Source organism: Bradyrhizobium algeriense, assembly GCF_003062295.1.
GTDB lineage: Bacteria > Pseudomonadota > Alphaproteobacteria > Rhizobiales > Xanthobacteraceae > Bradyrhizobium > Bradyrhizobium algeriense.
In genome coordinates this window covers 256,653-270,221 of record NZ_PYCN01000001.1, presented here as the reverse complement: position 1 = coordinate 270,221, position 13,569 = coordinate 256,653, and the positions used below count along the sequence as shown (strand labels likewise).

The following is a 13,569-nucleotide window of genomic DNA, read 5'->3' as shown; positions in this document are numbered from 1 at the left end:
GTGGCTCTCGATGCTGTTAATGGAGCAACGATCCCCATCCGGAATTCACGATCCATGACCGTACCCCCCGTCAGTCCCTCGCAAATCCGCACCGCGCTGCTGTTGCGCGATGAAATCGCACTGCTCGATGCCAGGCACGAGGCCGTCTTTGCCACCGGCCATCCGCTGTTTGCCGCCAACATGGCGGCTGACCGGATCACGCTGGAAGCCGCAGCGCGGCTGCCGCGCAAGGACGTGCCGATCGTTATCTATGATGACGGCGAAGGCCTCGTCGCCGTCGCGGCAGACCGGCTCACGGCGCTGGGCTACAGCAACGTCCGCCAACTCGATGGCGGATTGCAGGGCTGGAAACAGGCGGGCTTTGAGCTGTTCCAGGACGTCAATTCCTATGCCAAGGCGTTTGGCGAGCTGGTGGAGCATCGCCGCCACACGCCTTCGCTGGCCGCCGAGGAAGTCAGCGCCCTGATTGCGAATGGCGCCAACATTCAAATCCTCGATGTCCGCCGGTTCGACGAATACGCGACCATGAATATCCCGGGCTCGATCAGCGTACCGGGCGCCGAACTGGTGCTGCGTGCCGGCCGCGCCGCGCCGGATTCCGAAACCACCATTATCGTCAATTGCGCTGGCCGCACCCGCTCGATCATCGGCACCCAGTCGCTGATCAATGCCGGCGTTACCAACAAGGTGCGGGCGCTGCGCAACGGAACGATCGGCTGGACGCTGGCCAAACAGAATCTCGAACATGGATCCAACAGGCGCGGCGAGATCGGCACCATCGCGGGCGGTGAGGCCAGCGCGCGCGATGTCGCCTATCGCGCCGGCGTCCGGCACATCGGCTTTGCGGAGATGGCGGCGCTGCAGGCGCAGGCCGATCGTACGCTCTATCGTTTCGATGTGCGCTCGGAAGAGGAATACGCCGCCGGCCATCTCGCAGGCTTTCGCCATTATGCCGGCGGGCAATTGGTGCAGGAGATCGACATGGCTGCGCCTGTGCGCGGCGCGCGCATCGTGCTGACCGATAATTTGCGTGTCAGGGCCGATATGACCGCGTCCTGGCTCGCGCAGATGGGATGGGAAACCTATGTGCTCGAAGGCTGCTATGACGGCACGCTCGAGATCGGCCCGCCGCTTGCGATCCCAAAGCCCGATCCGTCACACCGCTACCGCCGTCCCTATGAGGGCACCGATATCAAGGAAAGCGCGATGCAGGCCTATCTCGACTGGGAATACGGCCTTGTCGAGCAACTCCGCCGCGACGGCACGCATGGATTCTTCGTCATCTGATTCCAACCGACGAATTCAGCCCATGGATTGGGCGGGCTTGTCGCGCCGTAGCTCAAAGAGCGAAGGCGGATCATTCGTCGCCGCCCATCATGCTCTCGAGCTTCTCCGCCGCATAATTTTCGCCGATCGATAGCGCACAAATCCGCGAGAGCTGCACGTAGGAAAGCCCGGTCTCCTCCGCCCATGCGTTGAACTGCGCCTGCACCTTGGCGAGATCGCGCTTCGAGGTCACCGTCTCCGCGATGTCGAGCCCGGCGTCGCGCAGGCACAGCACGACGTCCCGTGACGTGACAAAACCGTCCCAGCCGAGGAAGCGCAGCATCATCTGCCCGGTATTGCCGCCGAGCCGGCTGCCGCGCTTGGCCAGCAATTCCAGCAAGCCGGCCTCGTCGGACGAGGGCCAGTTCGCGAGGAACTTGCCGAAACTGCCGTACTCCCTGGCGATGTCCCTCACGAAGCTTGCATTGGCGCGCACCGACATGATCTTGGCGCCGTTGCGGACGATGCGCGTGTCCTTCAGCAGGTCGTCCCAGAACTCGTCCGGTTTCAGCGACAGCGGCCCCGGCTTGAAGCCGAGAAACGCCTTCTCAAAACCCGGCCATTTGGTCTCGATCACGCTCCAGGCAAACCCCGCCGAGAACACCCGCCTGGTCATTTCCGCGAGAATCCGGTCGTCGCCGAGCTTGCCAAGCGCCTTCGGGTCGGACTTGGCCGGCAGCAGCCTGGCGAGCGCCTTGGGGCCGCCCTTGCGCTTCTCGGCCCGGGCACGAACGGTCTTGAACGCGATCACGGTATACGGCCCCTTTTGAGCGACGCATGATCTGAAAACACGGGCGAAACGCCTCAAAACCGCAGTTTAGCCGATCGCTCCAGGATTCCCAGCGTCGGGATGCACGCACCGCGAAAGGTTAATCGCCACAGAAGTGATCGGCTGACCTGCAAAGAATGGATGGCGTATTGGCTGGTTTTCGCCTAAAGCATCCCCACCTCAGTGAAATCGGTCAGGCCGTACGGCTGCGCTTCGTGAAACGCGCAGCTTAGAGCCATTTTCGGTTCGGGGCGGTATTCAACATTTCCGGCTGATAGAGCCAACCTAAGGTCTGACATCTCGTGACATTATTGCCCACCCATCCGCCGCTCGCCCGAGCTTTGGCGGAACGCAACTTCGATCGGCTTACACAGGTCCAGACCGCGGTGCTGGCCGACGACGCGGCCAGCCGCGACCTGCTGGTTTCGGCGCAGACCGGTTCGGGCAAAACGGTCGCCTATGGCCTGGCGATCGCGAAGAATTTGCTGGATGGCGCCGACCGGTTCGAGCGGGCCGCGGCTCCGCTGGCGCTGATCGTCGCGCCAACCCGCGAGTTGGCTCTTCAGGTCCATCGCGAACTTGCCTGGCTCTATCAGCATGCCGATGCGCGGGTGGTTTCCTGCGTCGGCGGCATGGACCCGCGCCGCGAGCAGCGTGAGCTCGCCGCGGGCGCGCACATCGTGGTCGGCACGCCCGGGCGGCTATGCGACCATTTGCGGCGCGGCCGGCTCGACGTTTCGGAACTAAAGGCGATCGTGCTCGACGAGGCCGACGAGATGCTCGATCTCGGCTTCCGCGAGGACATGGAGTTCATCCTTGAGGCCACGCCGGAGGACCGGCGCACGCTGCTGTTTTCGGCGACCTTGCCGCGCGGCATCGTCGCGCTGGCGAAAGAGTATCAGCAATCGGCCTTTCGCGTCGAAGTCGCGGGCGAAGAAGGCGGCCATGCCGACATCGAGTACCGCGCCATCCGGATTGCCTCCGGCGATGTCGAGCATGCCGTCGTCAACATCCTGCGGTTTTTTGAATCGCCGGGCACGCTGGTGTTCTGCAACACGCGCGATGCCGTCCGGCATCTGCAGGCGACGCTGCTGGAGCGCGGCTTCTCCGTGGTGGCGCTGTCGGGCGAATTGACCCAGAATGAGCGAACGCTGGCGCTGCAGGCCCTGCGCGATGGCCGCGCCCGGGTCTGCGTCGCGACCGACGTGGCGGCGCGCGGCATCGATCTGCCGAACCTCGATCTCGTCATCCACGCCGATATTCCGAACGATCCGGAAGTCATGCAGCACCGCTCCGGCCGCACCGGACGCGCTGGTCGCAAGGGTGTCAGCGTCTTGCTGGTGCCGCCGGCACGCAAGCGCCGCGCCGAGGTGCTGCTCAATCTGGCCGGCATCGATGCCGCCTGGGGTTTGGCGCCGCAGCCGGATGAAATTCGCAAGCTCGATCAGGAGCGCATGCTGCGCGACGATCTGTTCGCCGCCGAGACGACGCCTGAGGATCTGGCGATCGCGCAGGCGCTGCTCGCCGAACGCTCGGCGGAGGATATCGCCGCGGCGCTGGCGCGGCTCTATCGCTCGCGGCTTCCGTCGCCCGAGGACATCGTCGGTCCCGGTGAGGATCGCGTCAAATCGCGGGCGGAACGTGCGCGGGAGAGGGTCGATCGCGAGGCTGGACGTGGGTCGAAGCCTGCGAAATCATCGCCGCGCCATCGCATGGCGGAGGATTCTGTCTGGTTCAGCGCGGCGATCGGACGCCGGAAGAATGCCGAAGCGCGCTGGCTGCTGCCGATGCTGTGCCGTCGCGGCGGCATCAAGAAGGAAGACATCGGCGCCATCCGCATTCTCGATACCACCACCGAGTTCGAGATTTCCGCGCGCAGCGCCGAACGTTTCGCAGCGCAAATTCGCCGTCCCGACAAGGAAGACAGCATCCGCATCGAGGCGCTCGCAGGAGCTCCATCGCGCGAGCCGGTTCGCGACGCGGCGGCGCCGAAGCCGAAGCACTTCGGCAAGAAGGCTGAAGGCGCCGACAGAGCGGGGTTTGACAAGAAACCGCGTTACGATACCAAGAGGCGGGATCGAGGCGAGCAGGCGTATGCCGGAAAGCCGCAGCATGAAAATGGGACGTCTGCAAAGCCCGCATTCGGAAAGAACAAAAAGAAGAAGTTTCGTGGCTGAGCGGCGCGACCATTGCTGAGAGCGCCGGCGCTCACCTGCCACGTGAGATGAGGAGCTATCATGAGCGTCTACATCATCGCGCAACTGAAGTTCACTCGCCGCGAACTCTACGACCGCTATCAATCGCGCTTCATGGACGTGTTCAAGAAGTTCAAGGGCAAGCTGCTGGTGGCGGACGCACATCCGGTGGTGCTGGAAGGCGAATGGCCGCGCGACAAGGTCGTGATCATGGAATTCCCGGATGAGGCCGCGGCGCAGGAATTCCAGACCTCGCCGGAGTATCAGGAGATATCCGTCGACCGCAAAGCGGGCGCCGACGGAATTGTGCTCACGGTGAGGGGCTTGCGCTGACCGGCGGCAGCGCTGATGGCTGATGGCCCGGCGCTGTTTGCGGGTTCCCTGCTCGGCATTGTTGCATTCCGGAACATCAACGAGATCGGCTTTCGCCGGACCATTCCTGTGCTATTGCTGTTGTCAGGCGCTTCGCTCGCTTTGGCTTGATTGTGTGATCACGGCCGAGGGCTGCGAGGCCTTCAAAATCGATGAGCATTGGCCGAAAGAATCATGACCGCACAGCGCAACGTTTCCCCTTCGATCGATCCCCTGAAACTCGACCGCCTCGCCGAAGTCGCGGTCAAGGTCGGCCTGCGGCTGCAGCCGGGACAGGACCTGCTGCTGACCGCGCCCTCAGTCGCGCTGCCGCTGGTGCGCCGGATCGCCGAACATGCCTACAGGGCCGGCGCGGGAATCGTGACCCCGTTGCTGTCGGATGAGGAGATCACGCTGGCGCGCTATCGTTATGGCCACAACGAGAGTTTCGATCGCGCCGCCGGCTGGCTCTATGAGGGCATGGCGAAGGCGTTCGCCGCCAACACCGCGCGGCTCGCCATCGTCGGCGACAATCCGATGCTGCTGTCGGGCGAGGACCCGGCAAAGGTCGCGCGCGCCAGCAAGGCCAATTCGATCGCCTACCAGCCGGCGCTGGAGAAGATCGTCAATTTCGACACCAACTGGAACATCATCGCCTATCCGAGCCCGTCCTGGGCCAGGCAGGTTTTCCCCGATGTTCCCGAGGACGTCGCGATAGCAAAACTGGCGGACGCGATTTTTGCGGCCTCGCGCGTCGATCAGGACGGCGCCGTTGCCGCCTGGGAAAAGCATAACGCCGTGCTGCGCGAGCGGACCGACTGGCTGAACGGCCAGCGCTTTCACGCGCTGAAATATTCCGGCCCCGGCACCGACCTGACGATCGGTCTCGCCGACGGCCATGAGTGGGAAGGCGGCGCCTCGACTGCGAAGAACGGCATCACCTGCAACGCCAACATCCCGACTGAGGAAGTCTTCACCACGCCGCATTGCCGGCGCGTCAGCGGCCATGTCGTCAGCTCAAAACCGCTGTCCTATCAGGGCACGCTGATCGACAACATCGCGGTGCGGTTCGAGGAAGGCCGCATCGTTGAGGCCAAAGCCTCGCGCGGCGAGGAGGTGCTGAAGAAGGTGCTCGACACCGATGAGGGCGCAGCGCGTCTCGGCGAAGTGGCGCTGGTGCCGCATTCCTCGCCGATCTCCAAGAGCGGGCTGCTGTTCTTCAACACGTTGTTCGACGAGAACGCCGCTTCCCATATCGCGCTCGGCCAATGCTACTCGAAATGCTTCGTCGGCGGCGACAAGCTGACGCCGCAGCAGATCGCGGCGCAGGGCGGCAACAAGAGCCTCATCCACATCGACTGGATGATCGGATCAAGCGAGACCGATATCGACGGCATTCACGCCGACGGAAGCCGCGTGCCGGTGTTTCGCAAGGGCGAGTGGGCGTAATCAGTCCAGCTTGAGCTTGTAGAAGTCGATCGCCGTCCCGGAGAACAGCGCCGTCTTCTCCGCTTCGCTATATTGCACGGCCAGCCGCTTGAAAGCGTTGAAGATCACCTGATAGCTGCACTGGCCTTTATCCGGTGGAAAATTGCTTTCGAACATGCATCGATCGGGACCAAACGCCTCGATGCAGGTTTCGATATAGGGACGCCATGCGGTAGCCGCCTCCTCCGAAGACGGCGGCTTCGGGCGCAGGTGAAAATCATAGCCGAGCAGGCTCATCGCGAGCCCGCCGAGCTTGACGACGACGTTTTCGCATCTGGCGATTTCCCGGATCGAGGCCTTCCACACCGGGAAGATTTCCTTGCGCCGCCCGGCATAGCTGCCGATGCCGATCGGCCCGCCGCAATGATCGAGCACGATTTTGGTGTCCGGAAAGGCGCGTGCGAGGTCGGTGAGTTCGCCGATTTGCGGATGGAACAGCCAGGCGTCGAAACTCAAGCCCAGTGGCGCAAGGCAGGCGAAGCCTTTGCGGAAGGTGCCGTCGAGCAACAATCCTTTCGGCCGCGTCGCATACATGCCGGCGACATTGGGGTCGGCATCCCACGCCGACGAGTGCCGGATGCCGCGGAAGCGGCCGTTGCCGGCAACGATCTCCGCCTCCAGCACGGCTTTCGCGCCGTCGCCGAGCAGCAAATTGACGTGGCTGACGATGCCGGCGCAGATCGCGGCCTTGCCGTAGGCGCCGCTCGCGGCCATCGCCGCCACGCCATTGGCGAACTCGACCTCGCCGACGGGGCGGAACGCCTCGGGGCCGCGCGCACGGTACATCGAGCGGCAGTCGACATAGACGGTGGCGACGATGTTGTGGCCGGAGGCGATGTCGGCGGCCATCTCCTCGATCATGTAACGCAAGCCGCCGCGGTCCCAGAGATGGTGATGCGGATCGACGATTGGGCGGGCGGGATCGATGATCTCTTCGGTATATTGCGCGAGCCAGTCCTCGCGCGGATCGGCGTAGAGCCCGCTTCTGGAGGCGGGTGCAGTGCTGGCGGCCATGGATTTCGCTCCCCTGGATTTTCTTGGATTATTGTTGGCGTGACCTTCCGTTCGCGGAAGCTTCAGCCCGGCAGGCGACGGATGAAATCGATGATCGCGGCGCTGACCTCGCTTGGGCGCTCCTGCTGGGTCCAATGCCCGCAGCCGGGCAGAATTCGCATGTTGCGCAAAGCCGGGACGAACTGCTTGAGATTGGCGAGATGCTGGTCCATGCCGGGGGCGGCAATCACCAAATCGTGGTCGCCTGCGACGAACAGCGCCGGGACCGTCACTATTACATCTGCAAACGCAGCCATCAGCTCCCAATTGCGATCGATGTTGCGATAATAGTTGAGCGGACCGCGGAAGCCGCTGCGCCTGAATTCGCCGGCATAGAACTCGATATCAGCTTCGCTGAGCCACGCCGGCAGCGTCGTCGTCGATCCTTGCAACATGCCTTCGCCGCGCGGAACCATGCCGGGCGTTCGCGTGATGTCGCCGCGGGCTGCGGCGTCCCGGAACGCCGCCGCGCCTTCGCCCGACGCGCCGTAGAGCATGCTCAGCACAGTAACCCGTGGATCCCGCTCCATCTCGGCCTCAGCTACGCCCGGCTCCTGGAAATAGAGCTGGTAAAATTGAGCGTCCGCGGTTTGCGGCATGACGCTGGTCGGGCGCACCGGCCCGCGAGGCCGGAATGGCACGCTGAGACCCGCAACGGCGCGGAAGCGGTCGGGGCGCAGGCGTGCTGCTTGCCAGGCGATAGCCGCGCCCCAGTCATGGCCGACGATAACGGCCGTTGGCGCTTCGAGGGCATCGAGCAGCCCCACCAGGTCACCGATCAGATGGAACATCGTGTATTGATCGACTGCCTCCGGCCGGTCGCTCTTGCCATAGCCGCGCATATCCGGAGCCACGGCGTGGAAGCCGGCAGCGGCCAGGGCGGTGAGCTGGTGGCGCCAGGAATACCAGGACTCCGGGAAGCCGTGACACAGGATCACCGGCGGTCCCTTGCCCTGCTCGGCGATGTTGAGGCGGATTCCGTTGCTCTCGATGGTTCGCTGCACAGGTCCGCTCAAGTTTCCCTCCCTTTGCATCGTCTTCGCTACGAAATTTCAGCGCGATCACACCCCTTCCAGAATGATCACCGTCGGCGTGCCCGGCAGCGTGTCCCGGGATATCTTCAGTGTCCGCTCGGTCCGCTGGTCGATGACGAATTGCTGGCCGATCAGCCGCATGAATTCGTCGAGCGGGGTGGCGAAGCGATGCATCGGCAGCACGATGGAGGAGCGCAGGCGCTTGGTGATCTCGGAGACGCCGTCGAGCGACATCGTATAGGTGCCGTCGATCGGCACCATCAGGATGTCGAGCCGGCCTATCGCCGCGAAATGCGTATCGTCGAGCTTGTGGTGCAGATGTCCGAGATGGCCGATGCAGAGGCCGGCGACCTCGAAGATGAAGATCGAGTTGCCGTCCTTGATCATCGCGCCGGAGCCCTCGCCATAGTAGCGGCGGATGTCGGTGGGGACGTTGCGGATATAGACGTCGCCGACGCGCGTTGAGACATGCGCGGCCTGTCCATTCTCGCCCCAGCCATGCAGAACGTGCGGAATCTTTGGATCGGGAAACAGCGTGTAGTGGGTCGAGTGTGCGCGGTTCATGGTGACGACGTCGGGCAGCCTGCCGGTCCGGTAGGCGCCGTTGAAGTCGGTCGCGATCCGCACGCCGCCGGGCGTGTCGATGTAATAGGTGGAATGCCCGACATAGGTGATCGCGACCTCTTCGGTCTTGGCGGCCGTGCGGCGAAGGCTGACGGGCACGGCGAGCGGCGGGGCCTTCGCCATCGCGAGGCACTCGCTGCGCAAAGGCTGCTGCTGGGCGGTCGCCGGGACGATTAGCGAACCGAGCAAGGCGAGGGCGACAGCAAGGACTACGTTAAGCGATCGCAACATGGCATGACCCATCCGCGGCAAAGGCCGCAGGCCGCACTGTATCGCCGAATTTTGGAAACGTCATGATGGCATTCGCGCACGGCAGCGTGCCGGAATTGCTTCATCGGGGGCGGGCGATGCCATATTGTAAAGCTCAACCAGGGAGTTTTGCCGTGACTGAAAAGACCACCGCCCCGGCCCCGCATGCCCCGTCATCGAAACGGCTGGAGCCGTTGCGCCAGGTCGATGCCGGTGTCCTCAGTATCGCCTATTACGAGGCGGGTCCCGCCGACGGATCGGCCGTGATGCTGATGCATGGCTTTCCCTACGACATTCACAGCTATGTCGACGTCGCGCCGCAACTGGCGGCCCAAGGCTGCCGCGTCATCGTTCCCTATTTGCGCGGCTACGGCCCGACCCGGTTTCGCGACGCGAGCACACCGCGCTCGGGCGAGCAGGCGGCGGTCGGCGCCGACATGATGGCGCTGATGGATGCGCTTGGCATCCGCCGCGCCGTGTTCGCGGGTTACGACTGGGGTGGCCGCGCGGCCTGTGTCGGCGCGGCGTTATGGCCGGAGCGCTGCATCGGGCTCGTCTCTGTCAATTCCTATCTGGTCCAGGATATTGCCAACGCGATGGCGCCACAGCGCCCCGAACGCGAGGTGGCGCTGTGGTACCAGTATTACTTCCAGCTCGAACGCGGCCGCGCGGGACTGGCTGCCAACCGGCGCGAGATTGCGCGGATATTATGGACGCAATGGTCGCCGAACTGGCCGTTCGACGATGCCTGTTTCGAGCGAACTGCAATGGCCCACGACAATCCCGATTACGTCGACGTGGTGATCCACAGCTATCGCCACCGTTTTGGTCTGGCCGACGGCGATCCGCAATATGCTGAAATCCAGCACAGGCTGGCGGCACTGCCTCCCATCACCGTGCCAACGATTACGCTGGATGGCGCAGGCGATGGCGTTGTGCCGGCAACTGATGGCACCGCCAGCGCGGCAAAGTTCACCCGCCGCCGCGTTCATCGCGTGGTGCCGCGCGCCGGGCACAATCTGCCGCAGGAAGCGCCCGAGGCGTTTGCGGCGGCGGTGATGGAGCTGATCAAGGCATAGGTCGAGTTTGCCGCATGGCAAGCCGTTGCGAAAACCGTCATCCTCCCTGCGCAAGTCCTCCGAGAAGGACAGAAATTTTACGGGGCGGAATTCCATGGCGAAGCATCACGTCTTGCTTGCGATCTGGCTGGTGACCTTTGCCTCGATTACATCGGCCTCCACATCGGCCTCGGCCGAGGAATTCCCCAGCCGTCCGATCACCTGGGTCGTGCCCTTCGCGCCGGGCGGCATCACGGACACGACGTCGCGCATCGTCGCCGAGGAAATGTCGAAGACGCTTGGTCAATCGGTCCTGATCGACAATCGCGGCGGCGGTGGCGGCACGGTCGGCACCGAACAGGTGGCGCGCGCCAAGCCCGACGGCTACACGATGATCTACGGCACGCAGGGCACGATGGCGGCCAACGTCACGTTGCGCAAAAACCTGTCCTATGATCCGCTGACGAGTTTCCTGCCGGTGCATCTGGTCGGCGAAAGCCCGAACCTGTTCGTCGCCTATCACGAGGCGCCATATAACTCGGTGCCTGAGTTCATCGCCTACGCCAAACAGAATCCGGGCAAGGTGACGTTCTCCTCCTCGGGCGTCGGCACCGCGACGCATCTGGTCGCCGAATTGTTCAAGACCGTCACCGGCATCGAAATGCAGCATGTGCCGTACAGGGGCAGCGCGCCGGCACTGAACGACATGATCGCCGGCCGCGTCGATGTCATGTTCGATTACCCGGTTTCGGTCGGCCCGCATGTCGAGGCCGGCAAGCTGAGGGTGCTGGCCACGACCGCGCCGGAACGGCTACGCGCATTCCCTGACGTGCCGACCATGGCCGAACTCGGCATGAAGGAGATGACCACCCAGAGCTGGTCCTCGATCATGGTGCCCGCAGGAACGCCCGCGCCGGTCGTCGACCGGCTGGCGGCGGCGGCACACGCGGCGCTGTCGTCGGAGCGCGTGCGCACGCATTTCGAAAAGGTCGGCACCCGCCCGATGCTGCTGCAGAAGGCCGAGATGATCCCGTTCATCGAAAAGGAGATCAAGCGCTGGGGCGATGTGATCGAACGGGCGGGGCTGGAGAAGCAGTAGGACTAGCCCCGCCGCGGGCTGATCTTCCACGTCGCCGCGAGAATGGCCGCGGTCATCGCGCCGCTGATCACGGCGGCGATCGGGATCGTGACGGCGAGCGCCGCGGTCGCGGCCCAGCCGATCGAGCAGAAGGCCTCTGCGAATGTCGCCAGCCGCGACGAGGTCTGACGGCGGCGAAACTGGCTGCGTCTGGCTTGCACGCGGAACCAGAGCTGGATCGCGGCCGCGGAGACGGTTGCGACGATTACGCCGAGCGCGGTGACGATCGCCTGCGTCACGGAGGCAAACGCAAGTGCTGCGATCAGTGGCGTGAAGATGGCACCGATTGAGATGAGCACCACCTCGACCTTGGCGCGGATCACGCGCGATGGCGGCAGCGGCGCGGTCGCGACCAGGTCGGCGGCGTCTTCGCCCGAGATCGTCAGCCAGGCGAGGCCGCCGGCAAGCTGGCCGGCCGCCATCACGATCACGGGCGTGATCAGCACGATCGCGGCCGAGCTTTCGGAAAAACTTCGCCACAGCAGCAAGGCCGGCGGCACCAGGTAGAGCAGTTGCATCAGGCTTTGCGACAACAGCCACGGATCGCGCCGCAGCAGCAGGAACTCCTTGGTGCGCAGCGCCTGTTGCCGCGAACCGCCGCGAAATGCGGTCAAGCGCGGCCCGCGACGGACAGACCGGGCAGTTGCGGCGACACTGACGACGGTATCGGCAAATCTCGGCGAGAAGACCGCCATCACAACGCCGAGCAGCAGGAGCCCGCCCGCCATCAGCCACGACAGCACCATGCCATCGCCGATCGCCGCGCGCGCCGGCCACCACAACGGGCTGTCGAGCGCAGGCGCGTAGGCTGAAGCGGCATCGGAGGTCAGCACCGTAAAGCGCGACAACGTACCGTATGAAAGGATGGCTGCGACCTGGAGCGCGATGACGAAGCCGGCGCCAATGATGGCGGCCACGATCTGCGCGACGAGGCGGGTGCGGCTTGGGCCGATCAACCTGAACAGCGCGACCGTGATCGCGATCGCAACGGCCGCGGCCGTAAGGCCGATGGCGATGACGACGCCGAACGCGGAGAGCCATCGGATGCCGCCGCCGATCACGAGAACGTCGACAAAGGGCGTCGACAGCAACAGCGCCATCCCGATCACGGACAGTCCGATCGCCGCGATCCGCACCGAGAACACGTTGGCGAGATTCGCCGGCGACGACATGATGAGGTCGAGATCAGCGCGGGCGTAGAACACCCGTGTCACCGACTCGATCGCCTGTGACAGCATCAACGCCCAGGCGAGAAAGATGGTCGCCGTGATGACGATCAATTCCGGCTTGCCGAGCGGGGCTTGCAAATCGGCGAAGCGGCCGATCACCGCATAGGCCGGCAGGTGCATGACGGCGACGAATACGATCAGGGCAATGATCGCGCGCTTTCGCTTGCCACGTCTGCCGGCAATCATCGCCAGCCATTCGCGCCACGCCAGCCGGATCTCGTGCCGGGCAAACCAGGTGAGCGCCGCGGCCGAACTCATGCGGCGGCCGCCTCAGTGTCGACGAGGGCGATGAACATGTCTTCGAGGCTGGTGTCGTTGCGGCCGTTCTGCTGGCGCAGCTCAGTGAGCGTGCCCTCGGCCACCAGTTTGCCTGCGGTGATGACGCCGATGCGGTCGGCCATCCGCTCGGCGACTTCGAGAATATGCGTCGTCATGATCACGGTGCAGCCGGCGCGGACGCGGTCCTGCAGCAATCCCTTGACGTGACGCGCCGACAGCGCGTCGAGCCCGGTCAACGGCTCGTCCAGGATGATCAACCGGGGATCGTGAACCAGAGCGCCGGCCAGCGCGACCTTCTGGCGCATGCCCTTGGAGAAGCCCTCGCAGCGTTCGTGCAGATGCGGCTCGAGGCCAAGCGACAGCAGAAGCTGCTGCGCCGCTGGGGCGGAAACCGTGGGATCGATGCCCCAGAGGCCGGCAACGAATTCGAGGTACTCCAGCGGCGTCAGCTTGTCGTAGATCATCGGCTCGTCGGAGACCCATGCGATGATCTGCTTGGCGGCGACGGGATCGGCGAGCGCATCGACGCCCAATATGGAGACAGAGCCGGCGTCAGGCCGCAGCAGGCCGGCGACCATCCGCAAGGTCGTGGTCTTGCCGGCGCCGTTGGGGCCGAGCAGGGCGTAGAACTCGCCGGTCCGAATGGTGAGGTCGAGCGCGTCGACCGCCGGGCGGTCAAAACGCTTCGTTAACCCTCGCACTTCGAGCGCCGATAGATCTGATTTCATGACTTCAGGGCGATCCAGTTGTTCACTGCGGACCATGCACCGAAGAGC

General features: G+C 64.4%; 13 protein-coding genes. 7 read left to right on the top strand and 6 right to left on the bottom strand.

What is annotated here, in order from left to right:
- Positions 1-54: 54 nt before the first annotated feature.
- A complete protein-coding gene (locus C7G61_RS01270; protein WP_108512260.1) occupies positions 55-1,287 on the top strand; it encodes a rhodanese-like domain-containing protein in 1,233 nt (410 codons plus the stop codon).
- A 70-nt stretch (positions 1,288-1,357) separates the two neighbouring features.
- On the opposite strand, the gene C7G61_RS01265 is transcribed toward C7G61_RS01270, so the two are convergent.
- Positions 1,358-2,077 carry a DNA-3-methyladenine glycosylase I gene (locus C7G61_RS01265; RefSeq protein ID WP_108512259.1) on the bottom strand — a complete coding sequence of 240 codons (720 nt, stop codon included), beginning with the start codon at positions 2,075-2,077 and terminating at the stop codon, positions 1,358-1,360.
- Between the two features lie 320 nt (positions 2,078-2,397).
- On the opposite strand from C7G61_RS01265, the gene C7G61_RS01260 reads away from it, so the two are divergent.
- From C7G61_RS01260 to C7G61_RS01250, 4 genes are all read left to right on the top strand, one after another.
- On the top strand, positions 2,398-4,272 hold the full coding sequence (locus tag C7G61_RS01260) for a DEAD/DEAH box helicase (RefSeq protein WP_108512258.1): 1,875 nt from the start codon (positions 2,398-2,400) through the stop codon (positions 4,270-4,272).
- A gap of 60 nt (positions 4,273-4,332) precedes the next feature.
- Positions 4,333-4,623: a DUF1330 domain-containing protein gene (locus C7G61_RS01255; protein WP_108512257.1), complete on the top strand. Its 291-nt coding sequence runs from the start codon at positions 4,333-4,335 to the stop codon at positions 4,621-4,623.
- Positions 4,624-4,638: 15 nt separating this feature from the next.
- Positions 4,639-4,773: a hypothetical protein gene (locus C7G61_RS46950; protein WP_274542253.1), complete on the top strand. Its 135-nt coding sequence runs from the start codon at positions 4,639-4,641 to the stop codon at positions 4,771-4,773.
- A gap of 63 nt (positions 4,774-4,836) precedes the next feature.
- The gene (locus C7G61_RS01250) at positions 4,837-6,090 is read left to right on the top strand and encodes an aminopeptidase (RefSeq protein ID WP_108512256.1); all 1,254 of its coding nucleotides are present in this window, start codon (positions 4,837-4,839) and stop codon (positions 6,088-6,090) included.
- Here the strand turns inward: C7G61_RS01250 and C7G61_RS01245 are convergent, their stop codons facing one another.
- From C7G61_RS01245 to C7G61_RS01235, 3 genes are all read right to left on the bottom strand, one after another.
- Entirely contained in the window at positions 6,091-7,143 is a 1,053-nt protein-coding gene (locus tag C7G61_RS01245) for an amidohydrolase family protein (protein WP_108512255.1), read from the bottom strand.
- A 62-nt stretch (positions 7,144-7,205) separates the two neighbouring features.
- Positions 7,206-8,198: an alpha/beta fold hydrolase gene (locus C7G61_RS01240; RefSeq protein WP_108512254.1), complete on the bottom strand. Its 993-nt coding sequence runs from the start codon at positions 8,196-8,198 to the stop codon at positions 7,206-7,208.
- Between the two features lie 45 nt (positions 8,199-8,243).
- A complete protein-coding gene (locus C7G61_RS01235; protein ID WP_108512780.1) occupies positions 8,244-9,071 on the bottom strand; it encodes an MBL fold metallo-hydrolase in 828 nt (275 codons plus the stop codon).
- Positions 9,072-9,223: 152 nt separating this feature from the next.
- On the opposite strand from C7G61_RS01235, the gene C7G61_RS01230 reads away from it, so the two are divergent.
- Together C7G61_RS01230 and C7G61_RS01225 are read left to right on the top strand one after the other, a co-directional pair.
- Positions 9,224-10,168, top strand: coding sequence for an alpha/beta fold hydrolase (locus C7G61_RS01230; protein ID WP_244608089.1), 945 nt, complete (start codon positions 9,224-9,226; stop codon positions 10,166-10,168).
- Between the two features lie 94 nt (positions 10,169-10,262).
- Positions 10,263-11,246, top strand: coding sequence for a Bug family tripartite tricarboxylate transporter substrate binding protein (locus C7G61_RS01225; protein WP_108512253.1), 984 nt, complete (start codon positions 10,263-10,265; stop codon positions 11,244-11,246).
- A 2-nt stretch (positions 11,247-11,248) separates the two neighbouring features.
- Here C7G61_RS01225 and C7G61_RS01220 read toward each other — a convergent pair whose 3' ends face one another.
- Both C7G61_RS01220 and C7G61_RS01215 read right to left on the bottom strand, forming a co-directional pair.
- A complete protein-coding gene (locus C7G61_RS01220) occupies positions 11,249-12,772 on the bottom strand; it encodes a permease (protein WP_108512252.1) in 1,524 nt (507 codons plus the stop codon).
- A complete protein-coding gene (locus tag C7G61_RS01215) occupies positions 12,769-13,521 on the bottom strand; it encodes an ABC transporter ATP-binding protein (RefSeq protein ID WP_190241610.1) in 753 nt (250 codons plus the stop codon). The genes C7G61_RS01220 and C7G61_RS01215 overlap by 4 nt, the downstream gene beginning before the upstream one ends.
- Positions 13,522-13,569 lie beyond the last annotated feature (48 nt).

Coding starts and splice junctions, on each gene's coding strand:
- C7G61_RS01270 (WP_108512260.1), top strand. CDS start 55: ATGACCGTACCCCCCGTCAGTCCCTCGCAAATCCGCACCGCGCTGCTG.
- C7G61_RS01255 (WP_108512257.1), top strand. CDS start 4,333: ATGAGCGTCTACATCATCGCGCAACTGAAGTTCACTCGCCGCGAACTC.
- C7G61_RS46950 (WP_274542253.1), top strand. CDS start 4,639: ATGGCTGATGGCCCGGCGCTGTTTGCGGGTTCCCTGCTCGGCATTGTT.
- C7G61_RS01250 (WP_108512256.1), top strand. CDS start 4,837: ATGACCGCACAGCGCAACGTTTCCCCTTCGATCGATCCCCTGAAACTC.
- C7G61_RS01245 (WP_108512255.1), bottom strand. CDS start 7,143: ATGGCCGCCAGCACTGCACCCGCCTCCAGAAGCGGGCTCTACGCCGAT.
- C7G61_RS01235 (WP_108512780.1), bottom strand. CDS start 9,071: ATGTTGCGATCGCTTAACGTAGTCCTTGCTGTCGCCCTCGCCTTGCTC.
- C7G61_RS01225 (WP_108512253.1), top strand. CDS start 10,263: ATGGCGAAGCATCACGTCTTGCTTGCGATCTGGCTGGTGACCTTTGCC.
- C7G61_RS01220 (WP_108512252.1), bottom strand. CDS start 12,772: ATGAGTTCGGCCGCGGCGCTCACCTGGTTTGCCCGGCACGAGATCCGG.
- C7G61_RS01215 (WP_190241610.1), bottom strand. CDS start 13,521: ATGAAATCAGATCTATCGGCGCTCGAAGTGCGAGGGTTAACGAAGCGT.